Source organism: Peribacillus sp. NPDC060253 (assembly GCF_042727425.1).
Lineage (GTDB): Bacteria > Bacillota > Bacilli > Bacillales > DSM-1321 > Peribacillus.
Genome location: NZ_JBHXAS010000093.1, coordinates 1 through 19185 on the forward strand (window position 1 = coordinate 1; position 19185 = coordinate 19185).

The window sequence follows — 19185 nt, forward strand, 5'->3', positions numbered from 1 at the left end:
ATATAATATAATTCTTATGTAAATACTAGGTTTTTAATCAAAAAAAGTGATCATTAGCATGAAACGTTCCAGACAAATGAAAAAACCTGAGTCATCATAAATATCGACTCAGGTTACAAAAGTTATCCCTCACACCAAATTACTTCCGCTGAAACTAGCGGCTTTAACCTTTTTGTATTGGTATAGCATGGCGATTCTCCATGGAACGATCATTGCAAAAGCAAGTAAGAAAAACATTCCACTTAAGACGCCAATTTCAATTGTGCTACCAAGCATCAGTTTCGCTACGAGCCGAATCACCATGAGCCCAATCAGAATGAATATAAACGCTTTAGAACGAAGAATATAAATTTTATCTTCTCGAACTTCGAATTTTGAAGTTTTTATTAATAGGATGGAAAATAACATCCCTGCAACAAGTGCCTCCAAAAATTCGTATCGAGTTACCCGGAACATTGGGAAAATGAACATTAAAGCACCTGTACTCATGAACAGCGGTGGTAAGATGATTTTCTTTTCATTCACTGGTTTTTTTGTTTCCTTCATCCTTAACATGAATACACCCATAGCCATCACAATCGCTATACCTGTTGATATATATATCATTCCATAACCATCCCTTTTTAACTAAAAATAGGTAAGTACCATAAAAAATTATATATGACTTCCATTAATAAACAAAGTATATAGTACCTATTTAAGATAAACAAGGAGAGCGTTTTTAATTAAGTGCCCTATGGATGGCATCCAGTACTCTGATTTCGTCAAAAGGCTTAACGATAAAATCTTTTGCCCCGGCTTCAATTGCTTCGACAACCATTTTTTGCTGCCCCATTGCAGAACACATTATAACCGTTGCAAATGGAAATTCCTTTTTAATTTCTTTAACCGCATCCAGACCGCTCAATACTGGTTTCGTTATATCCCTTTTCACCAAGTCAGGATTCAGATTTCGATATAAATCAACCGCTTCTTTTCCATTCTCAGCTTCACCAATCACAAAATGTCCTACTTTTGATAAAATATTTGAAAGTGTCATTCTCATAAACTTGGCATCATCAACTATTAATATTCGGGCAATGTCCGTTCCTCCTCATTTCAAACAATAGCACTGCAAAACCTATCATTAGAAATGTATTGACTTTTATCATATGTAGAATACGTGACTTTAGACTCAAAATCAATAGCGTTAACATAGGAACGAACAAAAAAACAGGGTAAAAAGTTTCGAAAATCATCCAGCTAGAATATTTTTCAATAAATGTCTTATTATGCACTAAAATCCTGTAAAGCCACCGAATAGTCTAGATAGGACTGCAATTATCTTGGTCATCCAATTAAAAAACAAAATGATACCCATTACAATCATTAAATATCCGCCAATCTTCATAATGTATTGGCTGTATTTTTTGATCCATTTCAATTTTCCCACAAAGAAGGATAAAATGAAAAACGGTATGGCAAAACCTAATATATAGGCAGTCATATAGCTCATCGCAGCCCCAGGATTTGTTGCACCTAAAGAGATGACGGCACCTAATAGTGGACCTGCACAAGGTGTCCATCCAGCAGCAAAAGCAAGACCGATAAGAATGGAACCTACATAGCCGCTAGGTCGGTTTTTAAATTCAAACCGACTATCTTTCATCAAAGATTTCGGCTGAAATATCCCTACAATGAATAATCCAAAAATGATAATTAAAATGGCACCAATTTGACGAATTAATTCTTTGTAATCCGAGAAAAAAGAACCTAGAAAGGTTGTACTAAAACCTATTGCAATAAAAACCAATGAAAATCCAAGAAGGAAGAATAAAGTATGCAGCATACTTCTCCTTTGGAGCATGGCGTTCTCGGATTTGATTTCTCCAACACTCATACCAGTGATATAAGATAAGAAAGCTGGATATAGCGGTAAGCAACACGGAGAAATAAAACTCAAAAAGCCTGCCCCAAAAGCTAAAAATATGTTTATATCATTCAAATAAGCTCACCCCTATGTATGTCAAACTATAAACATTGTAACAAATAAGATAAAAAAATACATTTATGGAACTTTGAATAATTGATGACAAAGAATCGTGCCTAAGTTTTATTAAAGTGAACTTATTTGAATTCATAAGTCCAAGCCGATATAATTGTTATATTCATACAGATTTTACAACTAACACTCATTAAAAAGGTACCTTGAAAAAATGTTGGGGTAAGAAAGGAAATAAAATGGCTAAAGAGAATGAATTTCTCGAACAGATTGAATTAAAGAGAAATGAGCTAATCAAAATTGTCGCTAAAGATGGTTTAAACTCCCGTGTAGCAGTTGAATATAGCCAGCAGCTTGATCATTTATTAAATAAATATAATGAACTTTTTTATAAAACTGGTACAGATTTTTAATCCTGATTTCTTACCAGTTTATCTCCCATTGATCTCACCTCTGTCATTATATGCTTACTTTTGACAGTCAATCTCCCTTTTTCTAAATCCTTCCATAATGTGAATGATAATAAAAATGACAAACCCTCATATAAAAAAACAGGCAATTCCTTTCGGCACTGCCTGTCTTCATCTTTTTATTTAAGATGACATACAACGATCACGTAACAATATCAACATCGGATGTCGGTGCATAGTTAGTCACGACAAGAGTTACCGGAGATCCAGCTATAATGGAGGAACCGGCTGGAACAGTGATTAGAAGACTTCCTACTCCAGTGGCCCCTGGAGTGTATGTGGATATATCCTCCATTTGCAGAACACCATTAATAAACACTTCAAATGAGCTGTTTTCAGTACTTAATACAGGCAACGCAGTAGCAGGAGCGCCTGTATCCGACCAAAAACTTGCTGCATCAATGGAAAGTGTCGTTGGACCATCCAATGCAGCGGGTACCTCATAAAAAAATCGGGTGACAAGTGGATTTACATTGATCACCGAGGTGGCCTCCAGGGCTAATTTCATTATTTTTAACGGCAATATATTCACCTCTCTTCTCTTTCATGCTATGACTTCATGAATGGAATTGTATAGACTAAATCCAAAAATGGTCCTCACCGATAATCTGCACTTTTTATAAAATAGATAAGGAGTTAAGAAAAAGGGGGAGAGTTTAAAAATGGATCATGAAAATTGCCGTTTTATTAAAACGGATACCCAAATCCCGAGACCTTTGTTGTTTTTCCCTAAGTGCTCTCCCCAAGAAATTCGCATAAGGATTCCGAGAAGCATTGTTGCTTGCGAATTTTATGCTATTGCAAATGGCTGCCAACGAATATTTGAAGAGAAAGACGGAATTACAGACATAGGTAATCAGACAATACTTAATCCCTCAAATACTTCCTTTATGAATTTATTTATAAATGGCGTTTTACAGCCTCATGCTAATTACACGGTTGAAAAGGGAAAGCTTAAATTGAATACGGTTGATACACCAATAAAAGGGACACCTATCATATTGCAAATGTTCATTATTTAAACATCTTCCCTCAATAAGCGATCAGGAAACGTTTGAATCCTGCACTTTCTTGTAATACAAAAAATAACCGACAAGTAATCCTTTAATAAATGGGCTGATATGTTGAACGTCTTTAATAAATAAAGTTGAACTCCATATACTATGTCGTATATACATGTACAGGAGGGCATTAGTTTGAAAACCTTAATCATGACTTTTTCAGTTTTTATTCTTTTTTTATTTTGTGACACTCCATATATTCAGGCCACAACTTCCAGTCGAGAAGCATACGAAAAAACAGGAAATGTTATTTGGGAAGGGCATACAAAAGAAAAAATCGTAGCCATAACTTTTGATGATGGACCACACCCTTCCTACACACCTCAAATCCTGGATATATTAGCTAAATATAATGCCAAAGCAACCTTTTTTGTTTCAGGTAATAAAGTGAAAAGTAATCCTGGCATTCTAATGAGAGAAATAAAAGAAGGTCATGAAATTGCTAACCACACCTATCATCATTATTACAATAAAAATATGACAGCCGAGTTATTATCCTCTGAATTAGATCAAACAGATAAAGTGATTTGGGACATTGCCAAATACAAACCATCCCTATATCGTCCTGTAGGCGGACTTCATAACGATATAATCATTAATACAGCAGTCAAAAAAGGATATAAGGTTATTCTGTGGTCCTGGCATCAAGATCCCCAAGACTGGAAAAGACCGGCACCAAATAAAATCTCCACTCATATAATCAATTCGTTACGAGCTGGTGATATCATTCTCCTGCACGATTGGAGTGATCGTCCCCAAACAGTAAAAGCATTAGAAACGACATTGGATTATTTGTATAAAAACGGCTATGAATGTGTTACGGTATCTGATCTAATATTTCGTTCCAACGTAAGCATACCCGGATTTTTCAGAACCTTCCCTGTTGAATGAGCATGATCGTAAAAGAGCTTTTTTATTTACCAGAAGTTCATTCCAAAATCATTCATTTAGGCGGCATATAATTGGACCTATCGATGGACGATCAGGTCCTCCTCAAGCTCTCGCTTCTGAAAAGGATCACGAAAAACAATAATGGGGCTATCCGAATTACATATTACGACTTTCCAGTCATTTATTCCTGTATCGTAATTGCCGTTCTTTCATCTCTCCGGAATTCTTCACTTAACCTTCCATTTAAGCCTATCCCTTGTTCATTTAACTTCCATCCTATTACTCCCAGTAATAATAAATTGACTTCCTTCTATTACGAAACTAGTATAGTTAAGTCAGCTATATGGAAGGCGGTTTATGATTTGAACGTTCAGGCACTTTTACAAATGAATACGATATTTATTAGCATCCTAATTGAATCCCTTCCCTTCATTCTATTGGGAGTCCTTATATCTGGAATCATCCAAATTTTTGTGTCAGAAGAAATGATAGCAAAGGTTATACCGAAAAATCCGATCTTATCTGTTTTATTCGCAATATTTGCTGGGGTCTTTTTTCTTGCATGTGAGTGCGGGATAGTCCCGATTACCCGCCGTTTGATTGCTAAAGGCGTTCCACTTTCAGCTGCCATTGCCTTTATGCTTTCTGCACCTATTCTGAATCCGATTGTTCTGTTTTCCACCTATATTGCATTTGGGAATAACTGGAGCATGGTTATCTATCGTGGCGGAATAGCACTCTTGGTCGTCTTAATCATTGCGTGTATACTCTCTTTCCAATTTAAGACAAATCAACTTAAACATGAACTTATCGGACATACCAATCACCATTCCCATACGGTTAAAGACAAAATAACAGGAATGTTTAAACACTCGATTGAAGAGTTCTTTTCTGTTGGAAAGTACTTAATAATTGGCGCACTATTGGCAGCTGCCATTCAAACCTTTTTGAAAACATCCCTCTTGCTTGAGATTGGTCAAGGAAATTTATCCGGGAATGTAGTTATGATGGCACTGTCTTATGTGATGTCCTTGTGTTCCCAAGCAGACGCCTTTGTTGCGAGTTCTTTTAGAAGCACCTTCTCGACTTCTTCAATCGTTGCGTTTCTTGTATTTGGGGCCATGTTCGATATTAAAAATACGATCATGCTTTTAGGTACATTCAAAACAAAATTTGTTTTATGTTTGATGGCTTATATTTTTATTTCCGTACTAGGCTTAACTTTATTGTTCATTTCTTAAAGAGGGTGTTTTATATGGGACGTTTATTCATATTACTTGGACTTACTTTTTTATTCATGCATTTACACGCCTCAGGGAATATATCGAAATACATTAATATGGAATATTCTTATGTTTCACAGATTGCTATCTATATATTAGCTATTTTTACGTTAATGGGTTCCTACTTATATATTAAAGAAGATGATAAAAAAGAGTGTGATGATTGTCATTGCGGGCATGATCATTCAAAAGAAAACAAAAGATGGAAAAAAGTCCTTACTTACTCGCTATTTTTGATTCCCATTTATACCGGCCTCTTTTTGCCTGTTGCCACAATGGATTCGAATATCGTAGAGAAGAAAGGATTTCATTTCCCCGTATACGATGACACAGATGAATATAGCCAGCATCAATTTCTGCAACCTGATACAAGTTTATATTATGGTAAGGATGACTATTTAACTTTAATGGATGAGTCTCTAAACAGCTTAGTAAAACGTGATAGCCTGCATTTAACCGACAACAACTACCTTAAAGATTTGGAAGCCATCTATTATTCTCCTGGAAAGTTCACAGGTAAAAACATTACGTTAACTGGATTTTCCTACAATTCAAAGGATTTATCTAAAAACCAGGTATTTCTGTTTCGCTTTGGGGTCATCCATTGTGTCGCGGACTCTGGGGTATTCGGTATGCTAATTGAATTTCCGGAAGGAATGCATCCTAAAAATGATGAGTGGTATTCCGTGACAGGTAAACTAGAAACCATTTATTATCAGCCATTTAAGAAAACCATTCCTATACTCAAAGTAACATCACAGACCAAAACCGTTGAGCCCGATGATCCTTATGTTTATAGAAAATATTAAAGAACTATTCATTACGAGGTAACTATATATCCTGCAGACATTCAAATGATTGCACGTAACCATAGCTTGAGAGATTACGTTGTTGGTTTATCGAGGAAATTTTTTTGAAGATGCATAATGTCTTAAACTTTAATACTAAATTCAAAGCGCCCATCTTTAAGGATGGGCTTGTTTTATAGCTTCGCTTGTTACATGCCCCATACACCGTATGTCTTACCTCGGCTGCTCATATAATAAATTCTCTTAAAAAGGTCAACCAGTAATATTTACTGGTCGGCCTTTTTATTTGATTGTACCTGTTAGCTGAATACAGAACAGGTATATTACGAGAGGTTCATGATATAATCATCATAGATAACCGCATTCTGAAAATTGAAACCTTTGGGAGTCGATGAAAATTGACAATGAATATTAGTAAAGAACAAACTATTTTTAACCATGTTGGAAATAGAATCATAACAGAAGATAGAGAAATTAATATCATTGCCAGATTAGAAGAACCACTAATAGTAGTTTTAGGAAGCGTTTTGAGTGACGAAGAATGTGACGAACTAATTAGATTGTCAAAAGACAAATTGCATCGTTCTAAAATTGGAGATTCCCATGAAGTAAATGAGATAAGAACAAGTAGTGGTATGTTTTTTCAAGAAAATGAAAGTGATATCATTACCAGAATTGAAAAAAGAATATCATCTATAATGAATATACCCATTGAACATGGGGATGGGATTCAAATTCTTAAATATTCTCCAGGTCAAGAGTATAAAGCCCATTTTGATTTTTTTACAAGTAAAGAGACCAAAAATAATAGAATTAGCACAATTGTCATGTACTTAAATGATGTAGAGCATGGAGGAGAAACGTTTTTTCCTAAACTGAATTTTTCTGTATCCCCCAAAAAAGGGATGGCAGTGTATTTCGAATATTTCTATAACGATAATCACATAAACGAGCTAACTTTACATGGTGGAGCGCCAGTAATTAATGAAGAAAAATGGGTTGCAACACAATGGATGAGAAGACAAAAAAAGTAGCAACTGATAGACATTCAATGTTCAAAACGGTAAATTAGAGTATTCTTTCCAAATAACTGTCCCCTCCAATCCATTATATTTGTTATTATCATTTAGGAATGAGGTCGGAGACAAAAAATTCACAAAATATCGACATTCTTTTTAATGGCCTCCCCTATCTTTTAATATTAGAAGAAAGTCGACTATTCAGAGCGCTCTTTGAATTTTGAACTCAAGAGTGTCGTGCTCATCATAATTCCGTTTTGAAAATGGATTACATATTCGAATGTATGAAAAAATGTCCAGATTGGATTTGAGTCATTATTTTGGACACAAAAGTTAATATTAAGAAAGCCCTATTCCAAACAATCACCTTGTAGGATTTGGGCCCCAAACTACTATGAATTCTTTTTCTGTTATACATCCTTCAATAAATTGGAACATCGCTAATTTTGTTGTTAGACAGTCTTGATATGGTACGTGGTTACCATCATTTTTTTTAGCATGAATGGATCAATACAATCATTATCATACACGCAACCAAAGTGAGCAATGAGGCCTACCCCCTCTTCCTTCTATGCCAAAATAATGAGTACCAAAATGTTAGTTAGCCCAACTTCGACCTATGCGCAATAATATAACCCAAACACCATTATACCCATTCCCGGCTATTTGTCCGGGGTTTTTCAATTCCCTTTTTAAACCAATCTGCAAGCCCTTCGGCCTGAATTAAAACTCCTCAAAACCAAGTCTTTTCATCAAAGAAATTCCTCCATTTGTTACAGGTTTAATAATTGTCCGCTTACTTGTACGTAATAGCTTCTCTAGAGCATGATACTGCAACGATAGGAAATCATTTTTGATTATAGGTCCTGGTTCCATGAAAAACTTCCATTTTAGTAGATTCATTCTCTTTTTATCAACAAATTCAACCGTCTGAAAATTAATTCTATATTAGGTTAAAAATAGAACTATTGTAAGATAAATCTATTTTCTATGTATGATAAAGTAGAATGGTAGCAAAATTAATCGAAGGATGTGGCATTATTTGAAGTTAAATGTAAAAATGTCGGTTTTTGTTTTCATTTGTTTCTTGTTTTTCATACCCAATTCAATCTTTGCTCAAGAAATTTTACACAATGGAAGTCAAGGACAAACAGTTTATGACCTACAAGAAAAGTTAAAGAAAATGGGTTACTTTAAAAGCCAACCAACAGGATATTATGGTTCAATTACTGATCATGCTGTGAAACAACTTCAATTAGATGCTGGACTATTACCAGATGGAATTTTTGGATTACAAACACAACAAAAGGTAAATGGTATTGAAATGATGGCCAGGGTTGTTCATGGAGAAGCTCGAGGAGAAACTTATGAAGGAAAAGTTGCTGTCGCTGCAGTAATTTTGAATCGAATGTCAACACCGGGTTTTCCTAAAAATACTTACGATGTTATTTTTCAGACAAATGCTTTTACAGCTATACATGATGGCCAATATTATTTGACCCCAAACAGCTATTCTTATCAAGCTGTTATTGATGCATTAAAAGGTTGGGATCCTACTATGGGTTCTGTTTATTATTATAATCCACACTTGGCAACAGATGAATGGATTTTCACTAGGGAAAAGGTCATTAAAATAGGCAACCACTTATTTGCAAAGTAAAAACTAATCTACATACATATTGCCATTATATTTTTATAGTTTCGAATGATCATTATCCCAATTAACTATTTCGTGGGGTGTAGTTGAATGGTCGGGCAGTATTTGCCCGACCTTTTTGGCGTCCCTCATAGCCATCAACCTAAGAAAATGGATAACCCCCAAAACGAAATTTTTTTCATCTCGTTGATATAGAAATGTTCATTTTAACATTTTGAGTGGTCCACCCTGTTATCTTGATGGGGCTTGTGACGCTGCCCCTGTAACTAAGTTCAAAAAAACAAAAAGATTTATAGCTACTGAACCACTCACTATTCATAAATGGTGGATGAGTCATAATATGATCATTCTAGTGGATGTCCATAAATGCCTGTCACTCCCCGAAAGAATATAGGTAGCAGCAGGAATAATGTCAAACACTCAACAGCGTGTTTTCTTCCTGTTCCAATAGTTTAATAGCTGTTTTGCGGATGAGTTCAGGAAGTACATGGAACGTATACGGTTTATAGACTCGCTCCGTCCACTTATGACCGTCTTTCCCGTAAACGCCCATGTTCACTGAAGCGATATTCAGTTCACGAATGCCTTTAATTGGGACTGGGTAAATCGATTCCCATTCCGGAAAATTATTAGTCAAAGAACTGATTTCTTCATCCGTTTCATGCAGGGAAAGAAAGCTGCCATCTGCCAAATAAGGGAAAAACTTTTTCAAGGCAAATTGTTCACCGGTTTGTTGTTCCGTTTCCGCTAATACTTCTTTGATGGATTGCAGAAGCTTTGCATCACGGTCATTTTCTTCATTCAAATAATTGTGCGGTAAATAAGGCGGAGCAAAGAAAATGATGACCCTTGGCTTTTTATTCGGATCTAGATTTTGCAGTGCTTCCACGATTTTAAAGCAACGTTTTCTTGGTTCCATATGCTGATGTTCATTTTGCACTTCTTTTGCCGTTCTAGCAGCAGGAAGTCCTTTGCTTTCCAGCTCTTTTATAAAATCCGCTAAACTCGTGACTTCGATGTACCAAGAAAGTTCCTTTCCTGGTAAACACGAACGCTTGAGAAATTCCTGGTACTGTTTAAATAAATAATACTCAGCTTCTATACAGGCTTCTCTTGTGATAGCCGTAAGCTTATCCATCACTTCTTTAGCTGTTGATTCATAAAGAAAATAATTAAAGTATAAATAACTGCTTGTCGCAGTCTGTACCGTATAAAACTCTTTATTATCACGCTGCTGCAAGCATGTTGGCGGCAGTGTCAGTTCGCCTTCAATATTTTCTGCCAGCTCTAAATTGTTATGGATACGGCGTGTGATTTCTGCCGCAACAAAGTTCGGGTCAATGCTTGAAAGCGTATCGCCTACATGAGACTCGCGCCCATATACATAAAAGCTTGGTAGAAGCTTCCCGGCTGCTCCTGTATAAATATAGCGGTGAGGATCACCTTCATAAAGAGGGGTGATAAAATCATTATTAATGGCTGATACGTAATCCAAATCGTACACTTCTTTTAACCTTTTCAATTCTGGGATGGCCGTAATAATACCTTTATGCTGGCTTTCCTCGTCAGGATTCATCATCAAAAGGATATTGCCTGATAGCTCATCTAAATGTTCGGTGAAATACAAAACATTAGCGAGGTGTACTGCAGCTCCGCTCTTCATGTCGACAGAGCCTCTTCCAAACATCCAATCCCCAGATTGAGCATCTGCTTGCACGTCGCTGTCTAACTCGTATGTGGAAAAAAACGATTCCAAAACATCAGGATTTACAGCATCAGATTTTAAATGACCGAAGTCCTCAATTCCTACCGTGTCAATATGAGAGTGAAAAATAACGGTCTTATCGGACGCTTTCTTTCCTCGTACGAGAGCAAAGATATTTTTCCTTCCAACCGTATCATTTGGAACAGGCTGTTCCCATACAAAACCAGGGTTTTGTTTAAAGTAAGGAAAGCTTTGAAGAACTTCTTTAATAAAATCTGCTACAGCACTTTCACCTTCTGTCCCATTAATGCTTTGAATTCCCACTAGGTGTCGCGTCAAAAATTCAACCTGTCCAGGTATATCTTTTTTCTGTAATTGATGATACACACCCTCACTCCTCATATTCATCATTATGGAAACGCTTTCTCTTTTTATCTAGCTTAAGACTTATAATATTGGGTAATCAACAGAATCGTCATTACTATATTATTTTTTCTTTACTACTATCATTTTTTGACTCCTCTTTCTTTGCCAGTATACATTTATAGAATAATATACAGGCTACCAAAAATCCTATCCCATAAAATAATCCAACTCGTTGAGTGGGGTCAAAAGCAAGGAATACTAGAATCAGCAAGCAAAAACTTATACAAAACAATGGGACAAATGGATAAAAAGGTACTTTGAAATGTAATTCTTCCGATTTCCCACCCGCTTTTATAAACTTCCTTCGAAACATATATTGTGATAAAGCAATTCCCATCCATGAGATTGTAACGGAAATACCCGCAATAGACATTAGTAATACGAACACAGTATCAGCAGCAATAAAGCTAGTTAATAACGACAAAAGTGAAAAAGTTATGGTAAATAACAGAGCATTCAACGGCACTTTTCGCTTAGTCAAAATACCAAACATCTTGGGTGCCATTCCATCATGTGCCATCGACCAAAGTAAACGTGAAGATGCATAAAGACATGAATTCCCAACAGAAAGTATAGCGGTCAAAATAATGAAATTCATGATACCTGCTGCATACGGAACCCCCGCTATCTTCATTAAAGTGACAAAGGGACTTTCTAATAAACCCAATTCAGAAGAAGGGAATATGGCAGAAAGAATAATGATAGACGCAATGTAGAATACAATGATTCTAAAAATTACATTTCGAATGGCCCTAGGGATGTTCTTTTCAGGATTTTCACTTTCCCCTGCTGCAATTCCTATTAGTTCTGAGCCTTGATAAGAAAATATTACATTCATCATTGTGACAAAGACAATGGCAATACCCCCTGCTGGAAAAAGGCCTGTAGGAGCCAGATTATCCAAGAATGGGGTTGGACGATCTGAGAAAGAGACAAAGCCAAAGATGCCCGCGATTCCAATGATGATAAACAAGATTACTGCAACGATTTTTATTCCAGCGAACCAATATTCCGCCTCTGCAAAACCCCTTGTTGTTAATGCATTCAATGTAAATAAAAGTACAATGAACACAGCACACCAAATCCAGGTAGGAACATGAGGGAACCATTGTTTCATCAATATTCCTGCAGCGGTAAACTCAACTCCTGCAGTTGCGGCTGAACCGACGAAATACATCCATCCAAGCGAAAAACCAGCGGAAGGTCCAATATAATCAGCAGCATATTTTTGGAATGATCCTGTAACCGGCATATGAACGGCAAGCTCGCCTAAACAGACCATTACCATATACAAAATAAGACCACCGGCTAAATAACCCACCAGAGCTCCTCCGGCACCTGCTTGATTAATTGTATAGCCTGCATTTAAAAAAAGGCCTGTACCAATAACACCACCGAGTGAAAGCATAAATAAATGACGGCTTTTCATAGAGCGTTGCAGTTGATCATTGTTCTCCAGAACATTTCCCATATTATCACGTCCTTTTCTCATCCCTTATTCCTTCTTCTCCCTACTTACCTTAGAATCTCAAAGAAAGACAACTAAGACCGCCATCTTGTTTTTGGAATTCTGACATTTCCACTTCAATCACCGTGTATCCCACATCTTCAATCTTTTTCTTAGTTCCCTCAAATCCTTTCGGGATAATAACGTAGTCGTTCATCCGGATGCAATTACCCGCATATTCTTCTTCCTCTGTTACAACGATTCGATTATAGCTAGTAAAAGCCTCGTGATTGATGAATTCTCCAGCCACTAATAAATTATTGTCGCCTAAATAATTTACTCCTGTTTTTAGGTGAAAGAATTTCTTAAGAGGAATAACGGTCGTATCACATCCATATTTACCCATAATCTCTTTAAACTGCAGAGCTCCAGCTTCATTGGTTCTGGTAGAAAGGCCGACATAAAAACGATCTTCAACTTGCATAACATCTCCGCCATCTAACATTCCAGGGGATTGAATATATTCAATTGTGTCATAAAAGTCCTTTAATACTTCTTTCATTTCAATAATTTCACCATTTCGGCTTTCTGCACCAGGATTGGTTATAAGGGCACATTTTGGCGTCAACACCGCCGTATCTTCTACAAATGTTGAATCAGGGAAGTTTTCATCCATTTCGAGTACGGTCACTTTCACACCACAGCGTTTTAAGGCTTTTACATAAGCGACGTGCTGTCCAAGCGCTTTATCATAATTTGGGGTTCCTAAATCGGATGTAGTTAATCCATTTACAAAACTTTTTCCTATCTTTCGTACAATCGCCTGTTTAAACATATATATTCCTCCTAATATAGTGAACTTTTAAAATAAGGGATGTGTATTAAATGGACCCCCCGTACATTTAAATGAAATTTCTGTTCCTTCCTATTTGTTTCTTTCACGAGATGCTGTTCAATCCGTTTTATGTAATGGTTTTCCAGCAAGCATATTACATCTTCTTAATGTAGTAGATAACACACGGCAACTTATTGTTTCTTTTCGTTATCTGAAACTTCAATTGGATTGGTTCCTCTATTCAGCTGCAGTTTCCCCATACAGGCTTGAGAGGAGAATAGACAACGCACCCTTTCCATGAAGAAGAGGAAGCATGATTACTTTCTAACTAGGTGACGAAATTACTTTCAATTGTCTAATCGCTTCATCATTGGTCAGATCCCCTCTTGCTGCAGGCAGAGTGCACTCATCCGTCAATAGACATATCCTCCTTCAAATCTTCCTGTACCGGTTATCACACTTAAAATAGGTTTTTCTTTACTTTTTAAGTAATTTGCTAATGTTATGGATTCATAAGTATTGTTATTCCGGGTTTAGCTTTCACTCAATCTTGTGTGTTAGAGAATCAAATCCTACGTTGGCATCGTTTAATCTAGATTCTTCCGAAAACCTTACAGAAATGATAGGGTGCCTTTATAACTGCTCAACCAAACTCTTCATTAAGCTCTCCAGCATAATAGGAGTATGAACAAAGGCACTATCGATGTGAAGGCGCTCAGTACGCTGGTGGGCATCTTTTCCAAACGGTCCGACATTGAGCACTGGCGCTTGAAGTTGAAGCATATCAGCGAAAGGAATGCTGTAAGTATCGCCCCAGACTGGCGTATTCCGTTCAAAAGCCGTCCAGCCGTCAGCCTCATCACTATATTGAACATAGCTTAAATCGCAAAGGCCATTAAAATAATGAATTTGGCTGACTTCTACATCAAACTTGCCGGCGGTTTCCTTTATTAATTGAACAGAATCGATGATAAGCGGGTCATCGGACGCATTGACCGCCGGATAATATGGCGGCGCAAAAAGCAATACGATGGCCGGTGCAAGTTCCTGACATTGAATCATCAATTTGTCAGCGATTCGGAGTGATTTATCCCGCTCATCCCAATCCATGTTTCCTTGGACTTCACTCTTTATTTTCTCAACAAAATTCCCACCAAGTTTTCCCTCTGCATAAGAAAGTAATTTTTCGTAGCGCAACACTTTCACTTCGCCTACACCTTCAATTTGTTCTCGTCGGCAAAGAGCTTTATATGAATCATTGCACATGTGTGCCGCTTCCTGTGAAACCTGTTCGAATAAATTCATAATTTCAGCTGCACTTCTTTTCATAAGGAAAACATTATAAAGCGCTGCTGCACGATAAGGCGTCTGTGTTGAATATTGTAATTTCAAATCTTTTTGCTGGAGCGATACGGGTAAAGGTGTTTTCTCTCCAAGGTCACTTTCCTGAAACAGAGGGTTCCACTCCATGAGCTGCGTAAGGAACGTGGAAATATAGTTGGCTGTTATTCCCTTTAATGGTTCACCTACGTGAGTTTCTTTCCCATAAAAAAGAGCAGCCGGCATGATTTTCCCCATCGTTCCAGAATAAATATAATGTCTATCATCCCCCGGTTTCTGTGAAAAAGATGGTTCACTATTAATAAACATTTTATAAGAAAGATCATATTTATCACGTAAATTCACAAGTTCTTTAACTGCCGCTCTCATTCCCGCGGAATTCACTTCCTCATCAGGGACGGTTAACAGCAGCAAATTGATCGACCATTGCTCGGTACTTGCTTTTTCAATGAGAGACATATGAAGGGCAAGCCCCATTTTCATATCCATTGTTCCTCTTCCAAACAAGTACTTTCCCGATTCGAGATCAATGCGCGCTTCTTCCGGTAAATCATCTTTTCGATCATGAAGTTTCTTTGTGAGCTCCTCCGGTTGAAAAGCAAGAGTCTCTAGATCGCCGTATTCTTCAGTCTGAACCGTATCAAAGTGGCTAATTAATACAACTGTCTCCTTTGCTTCAGGATGTTTGTAAAAGGCATTGACAAAATTCCTCCCCAGATCAGCTTTGTGAAGTGATAAGTGCTCTGGATTCTTTTTAAAATAATCAAGTTCACTTAATTTCTCTTGAACTTTATAAGGGAATGTGTGTTCCCCTTCTGTATGTGTACGGCTTTCCCAACTAACTAGTTCGCATAACAAAGCACGAAGCGTTTTCTGGCTACCCCATAGTAATTGACTCATTGAATTCACCTTCCGGATTAAACAAATGTATGAGTAGTCTTGAAAGATTCAAGATCATAATGAAATGATTTGTTCATTCATCCCAGCATAGGACGAACCACCTTCCATTTCTCTCAATTTTCTGATTTTTAAAAGCGCAGTGACAGGCAGCTCAATCCACCGTCTTGTTTTTGGACTTCCGACATTTCAAGTTCAATCGTTTTATAACCAGCATCATTCATTTTACGTTTCGTTTCTTCATATCCCTTTGGAATAATCACATAGTCATTTACGAGGATACAGTTTGCTGAGTATTCGTCTTTTGCTGAAACCGTTATTTTCTTGTATTGTGCAAAATCTGGATGATTGATAAATTCACCTGCAGCTACAATTAAGTTATTGCCAAGGTAGGCAACTCCTGTTTTCAGATGGAAGAACTCTTTTAAAGGAACAATCGTCCCTTTATAGCCTTCAGATTCTAAGATTTCCTTTAACTGGCGGGCACCTTCCTCATTTGTACGATCGGAAATACCAATATAAAAATGCTCTTCGACTTGAAGGACATCTCCTCCATCTAATGTGCCTGGAGCGTTTATATAGTGAAACTTTTTATAGAAATCCTTCAGAACGGACTCCATTTCTTTTATTTCACCGTTTCTTGTATCAGCTCCCGGATTAGTGATGACGGCAAATTCCTGAGTCAAAACAGCGGTATCTTCAACGAATGTTGAATCGGCAAACTCCTCGCTTGCCGCCAAGATTGTAACTGAAACCCCGCATTTTTTTAAAGCTTCTACATATGCAGCATGCTGCTCCAATAATTTTTCATAATCTGGTTTTCCATAGTCGGATGTTGTTAATCCATTTACATAACTTTTTCCTGGTTTTTTTACAATTGTATGTTTAAACATCTTTTATTCCCCCATTTTTATATATTTGTGCGCACAACCGGACAGGTTAAACAGGTGGGTCCTCCAGTGCCTTTATAACTGATTTCATTTCCTTTGTATTCATATACTGTGGCCCCGGCATCGAGAAGCTTTTGCTTGGTGTAAGCGTTGCCACTAGACATTACACAAACACGCGGGGCTAATGCAAGCACATTGCAACCTAGGTTCATATACTCATCATCCGGCACTTCGATAAGCTGAATGCCACGTTCTATAAGCAGTTTTCTTAAAAAGACTGGCATAAGACGAGAATGAACAACCGCTAAATCATGGTCGACCATGCTGATGAAAGACATAAGATGGAGACATTCTCCTTCGCCCTGATCATGCGAAAGCTGGACAACGATGAATTCATCGACAAGATGGGCAGTCATTTCTTTTAATTGTCGAATCGCTTCAGCGTTTGTTCGATAGCCATGTCCGACAGCAAGTGTCCGGTCATCAAGCCAAACGATATCCCCGCCATCAGCGACAGCATCACCAGTCAAAACACCAATGATCGGGATGTTCTTTTCCTTACAAAATTCCTTGTATACATTTGCTTCAGGCTGCCTCAATTCTTTCCCAGAATTTAAAATTATGGCTCCTTCGCTTGTGAATTTGACAGGGTCATGTGCATACAAAGAGTCCATGCCCACTTCCGAAGATGCGGGTAAATAATCGATGTTTGGAACATATTTCTCCAAAATGGAAATAAAGTCACCAAACTCTGTTAAGGTTTCTTTGAAATCTGGCTCTTCTGCATAGTTGAACTTCCTCCATTCTTGGCTTATATGCTCTTGACTAATAAAAGCGTCGTTTGGATGTTTTACAATGACACGTTGCATTGGTTTGTACATAGACGAACAATAGTTCATTACATTCCTCCTTTTTCCGCATAACGGAAAACAATTCCGCTAATAGGAAATTCTCTTAAATTATAAAATTAATTATGGTATACTGTCAATATGTTTTAAATTTTTAGTTTTTTTATGTTACTCGTAAATGAAAGATAGGTGGTAAGTTTATGCAATCAATTGACCGAGCCATGAACGTTATTAAGGTTTTAGTTTCCAACTCATCGGAAAACAGGCTATCTATTACGGAACTATCCCAAGAATGTGATCTTCCTGTTAGTTCCATGCATCGTTTGTTAAAAGCCATGTCCAAACACGGTTTAATTCAACAAGACGAACAATCCAAACAATATGGTTTAGGTAACATTTGGCTCGAATATGGTCTGCGTATGTATGACAAAATGGATTACATCAGTCAAATAAGACCTGAACTGGAAAGACTTATGAACATAGTAGAGGAAAGCGTCTATTTAAGTCAGCCAATAGAATTGGAGTCACTTATCATCGAACGAATCGATAGTGAAAAAAACCAAATCCGTGTTTATGATCAGCTCGGATCACGTGTCTCTATGCATCTTGGAGCTGCTAATAAGGTGATGCTCGCCTTTATGCCATATAATCAAGCGGAAAAAATTATAGATGCTCTTCTCCCAAAACAAGAAAGACCTGATTTTTGGAAAACACTGCAAGAGACTAAAATGAAGGGATACGGAATCAGTCACAGTGAAAGAACAGAGGGTACATCTTCTGTTGCTGTTCCGATCTTGAACCATTTTGGGGAAGTACACGGGGCAGTGAGTATTGGCTTTGTCAGCTTTAACTTGACAGAAGACAGGCTTGATTTTCTCATTAAGAATGTGATGGAAACTGGCAAACGAGTTTCCACAAAATTGGGTTATAGTGGATAAGTTCATTATCTGTATTGGAGAAAGTAACTTTTGAAATTGTGGACGATAGAATATAGTACCTGTGAACTTACTTCACGGTGAGGAGTTATAGGGGGATCGCTCATGAAAAAAAATAGACTCTACAAACAACTTCTGAATGCCGTTCAAAGTGTTTTATTCAAGAGAGATTCCTAAAACTACTAAAGAAGATGAAAATATGATGGAAGAATTGGTGAAGGAAAAGTCAAAATAAGAGAGTGTATTCTGCAAAAATACATGATTTAATTAGATGGAATGAGCAAGTATGCACCCGAATAATCGGGTGTTTTTTTATTAAGGATATCGGATTCTTTTAGAGGTTTATTATCATGCGGCATCTTGGAAATCCAAATGCTGATTAGCTTTTCCTTTGCATTCTTTTCCCTATTCTGCATTAAAGTTAGGAATTTAACAGTATAATCATTTACCTTTGGTACTATTTCTAAAATTATCGTAATCAGATTTAATGTAATGAAATACCTTTGCGTTGCCATCATGGTCTGGATGAGTTATTTTTAATAACCTTTTATATTCTGCTACCATTTCTTTATTACTCGCCATTTTTGAAAGCCCTAATTTTTTACTGTAATCATTTGATTGAGTAGTAGAGTCAAAATTGTACTTGTGTCTTATATTTTCTTTTACTTTTATCAATTCATTACGTAATTC

General features: G+C 37.0%; 18 protein-coding genes and 1 pseudogene. 8 read left to right on the forward strand and 11 right to left on the reverse strand.

Annotated elements, in window-relative coordinates; genetic code table 11:
* Positions 1-129 precede the first annotated feature (129 nt).
* The 3 genes from ACFWE9_RS19955 to ACFWE9_RS19965 all read right to left on the reverse strand — a co-directional run bounded on the left by ACFWE9_RS19955 (position 130) and on the right by ACFWE9_RS19965 (position 1984).
* A complete protein-coding gene (locus ACFWE9_RS19955) occupies positions 130-606 on the reverse strand; it encodes a CcdC family protein (RefSeq protein ID WP_230159651.1) in 477 nt (158 codons plus the stop codon).
* Between the two features lie 115 nt (positions 607-721).
* Positions 722-1081 (reverse strand): response regulator, encoded by a 360-nt coding sequence (locus ACFWE9_RS19960; protein ID WP_377358410.1) that lies wholly within the window; start codon positions 1079-1081, stop codon positions 722-724.
* 195 nt (positions 1082-1276) lie between these two features.
* Entirely contained in the window at positions 1277-1984 is a 708-nt protein-coding gene (locus tag ACFWE9_RS19965; RefSeq protein ID WP_377358396.1) for a cytochrome c biogenesis protein CcdA, read from the reverse strand.
* A 236-nt stretch (positions 1985-2220) separates the two neighbouring features.
* Between ACFWE9_RS19965 and ACFWE9_RS19970 the strand changes: the two genes are divergently transcribed.
* On the forward strand, positions 2221-2394 hold the full coding sequence (locus ACFWE9_RS19970; RefSeq protein WP_230159654.1) for an aspartyl-phosphate phosphatase Spo0E family protein: 174 nt from the start codon (positions 2221-2223) through the stop codon (positions 2392-2394).
* A gap of 199 nt (positions 2395-2593) precedes the next feature.
* Here ACFWE9_RS19970 and ACFWE9_RS19975 read toward each other — a convergent pair whose 3' ends face one another.
* A complete protein-coding gene (locus ACFWE9_RS19975; RefSeq protein WP_377358398.1) occupies positions 2594-2974 on the reverse strand; it encodes a DUF4183 domain-containing protein in 381 nt (126 codons plus the stop codon).
* A gap of 139 nt (positions 2975-3113) precedes the next feature.
* Between ACFWE9_RS19975 and ACFWE9_RS19980 the strand changes: the two genes are divergently transcribed.
* From ACFWE9_RS19980 to ACFWE9_RS20005, 6 genes are all read left to right on the forward strand, one after another.
* On the forward strand, positions 3114-3473 hold the full coding sequence (locus ACFWE9_RS19980) for a DUF4183 domain-containing protein (protein ID WP_377358400.1): 360 nt from the start codon (positions 3114-3116) through the stop codon (positions 3471-3473).
* A 189-nt stretch (positions 3474-3662) separates the two neighbouring features.
* Positions 3663-4403: a polysaccharide deacetylase family protein gene (locus ACFWE9_RS19985; RefSeq protein WP_377358412.1), complete on the forward strand. Its 741-nt coding sequence runs from the start codon at positions 3663-3665 to the stop codon at positions 4401-4403.
* A gap of 386 nt (positions 4404-4789) precedes the next feature.
* Positions 4790-5644: a permease gene (locus ACFWE9_RS19990; protein ID WP_230159908.1), complete on the forward strand. Its 855-nt coding sequence runs from the start codon at positions 4790-4792 to the stop codon at positions 5642-5644.
* A 14-nt stretch (positions 5645-5658) separates the two neighbouring features.
* Positions 5659-6495, forward strand: a complete 837-nt coding sequence (locus ACFWE9_RS19995; RefSeq protein WP_230159656.1) for a TIGR03943 family putative permease subunit — start codon at positions 5659-5661, stop codon at positions 6493-6495.
* A 404-nt stretch (positions 6496-6899) separates the two neighbouring features.
* Positions 6900-7529, forward strand: coding sequence for a 2OG-Fe(II) oxygenase (locus ACFWE9_RS20000; RefSeq protein WP_230159910.1), 630 nt, complete (start codon positions 6900-6902; stop codon positions 7527-7529).
* A 1027-nt stretch (positions 7530-8556) separates the two neighbouring features.
* Positions 8557-9174: a cell wall hydrolase gene (locus tag ACFWE9_RS20005; RefSeq protein ID WP_230159658.1), complete on the forward strand. Its 618-nt coding sequence runs from the start codon at positions 8557-8559 to the stop codon at positions 9172-9174.
* A 409-nt stretch (positions 9175-9583) separates the two neighbouring features.
* Here ACFWE9_RS20005 and ACFWE9_RS20010 read toward each other — a convergent pair whose 3' ends face one another.
* The 6 genes from ACFWE9_RS20010 to ACFWE9_RS20035 form a co-directional block, all read right to left on the reverse strand.
* On the reverse strand, positions 9584-11263 hold the full coding sequence (locus tag ACFWE9_RS20010) for a M20/M25/M40 family metallo-hydrolase (protein WP_230159659.1): 1680 nt from the start codon (positions 11261-11263) through the stop codon (positions 9584-9586).
* A gap of 94 nt (positions 11264-11357) precedes the next feature.
* Positions 11358-12794: an amino acid permease gene (locus tag ACFWE9_RS20015; RefSeq protein ID WP_230159662.1), complete on the reverse strand. Its 1437-nt coding sequence runs from the start codon at positions 12792-12794 to the stop codon at positions 11358-11360.
* Positions 12795-12822: 28 nt separating this feature from the next.
* Positions 12823-13584 carry a dimethylarginine dimethylaminohydrolase family protein gene (locus ACFWE9_RS20020; protein WP_230159663.1) on the reverse strand — a complete coding sequence of 254 codons (762 nt, stop codon included), beginning with the start codon at positions 13582-13584 and terminating at the stop codon, positions 12823-12825.
* A gap of 633 nt (positions 13585-14217) precedes the next feature.
* A complete protein-coding gene (locus ACFWE9_RS20025; protein ID WP_377358404.1) occupies positions 14218-15825 on the reverse strand; it encodes a M20/M25/M40 family metallo-hydrolase in 1608 nt (535 codons plus the stop codon).
* Between the two features lie 128 nt (positions 15826-15953).
* Positions 15954-16715 (reverse strand): dimethylarginine dimethylaminohydrolase family protein, encoded by a 762-nt coding sequence (locus ACFWE9_RS20030; protein ID WP_377358406.1) that lies wholly within the window; start codon positions 16713-16715, stop codon positions 15954-15956.
* A 17-nt stretch (positions 16716-16732) separates the two neighbouring features.
* The gene (locus tag ACFWE9_RS20035; RefSeq protein WP_377358408.1) at positions 16733-17611 is read right to left on the reverse strand and encodes a dimethylarginine dimethylaminohydrolase family protein; all 879 of its coding nucleotides are present in this window, start codon (positions 17609-17611) and stop codon (positions 16733-16735) included.
* Positions 17612-17760: 149 nt separating this feature from the next.
* On the opposite strand from ACFWE9_RS20035, the gene ACFWE9_RS20040 reads away from it, so the two are divergent.
* The gene (locus tag ACFWE9_RS20040; protein WP_230159686.1) at positions 17761-18498 is read left to right on the forward strand and encodes an IclR family transcriptional regulator; all 738 of its coding nucleotides are present in this window, start codon (positions 17761-17763) and stop codon (positions 18496-18498) included.
* 438 nt (positions 18499-18936) lie between these two features.
* Here the strand turns inward: ACFWE9_RS20040 and ACFWE9_RS20045 are convergent.
* Positions 18937-19185, reverse strand: a pseudogene (locus ACFWE9_RS20045) (hypothetical protein); the annotation flags it as partial.

Bases quoted from the DNA above. Each gene is read 5' to 3' on its own strand.
- ACFWE9_RS19955 (WP_230159651.1), bottom strand. From the start codon at position 606: ATGATATATATATCAACAGGTATAGCGATTGTGATGGCTATGGGTGTA.
- ACFWE9_RS19970 (WP_230159654.1), top strand. From the start codon at position 2,221: ATGGCTAAAGAGAATGAATTTCTCGAACAGATTGAATTAAAGAGAAAT.
- ACFWE9_RS19980 (WP_377358400.1), top strand. From the start codon at position 3,114: ATGGATCATGAAAATTGCCGTTTTATTAAAACGGATACCCAAATCCCG.
- ACFWE9_RS19985 (WP_377358412.1), top strand. From the start codon at position 3,663: ATGACTTTTTCAGTTTTTATTCTTTTTTTATTTTGTGACACTCCATAT.
- ACFWE9_RS19990 (WP_230159908.1), top strand. From the start codon at position 4,790: ATGAATACGATATTTATTAGCATCCTAATTGAATCCCTTCCCTTCATT.
- ACFWE9_RS19995 (WP_230159656.1), top strand. From the start codon at position 5,659: ATGGGACGTTTATTCATATTACTTGGACTTACTTTTTTATTCATGCAT.
- ACFWE9_RS20000 (WP_230159910.1), top strand. From the start codon at position 6,900: ATGAATATTAGTAAAGAACAAACTATTTTTAACCATGTTGGAAATAGA.
- ACFWE9_RS20015 (WP_230159662.1), bottom strand. From the start codon at position 12,794: ATGAGAAAAGGACGTGATAATATGGGAAATGTTCTGGAGAACAATGAT.
- ACFWE9_RS20020 (WP_230159663.1), bottom strand. From the start codon at position 13,584: ATGTTTAAACAGGCGATTGTACGAAAGATAGGAAAAAGTTTTGTAAAT.
- ACFWE9_RS20025 (WP_377358404.1), bottom strand. From the start codon at position 15,825: ATGAGTCAATTACTATGGGGTAGCCAGAAAACGCTTCGTGCTTTGTTA.
- ACFWE9_RS20030 (WP_377358406.1), bottom strand. From the start codon at position 16,715: ATGTTTAAACATACAATTGTAAAAAAACCAGGAAAAAGTTATGTAAAT.
- ACFWE9_RS20035 (WP_377358408.1), bottom strand. From the start codon at position 17,611: ATGAACTATTGTTCGTCTATGTACAAACCAATGCAACGTGTCATTGTA.
- ACFWE9_RS20040 (WP_230159686.1), top strand. From the start codon at position 17,761: ATGCAATCAATTGACCGAGCCATGAACGTTATTAAGGTTTTAGTTTCC.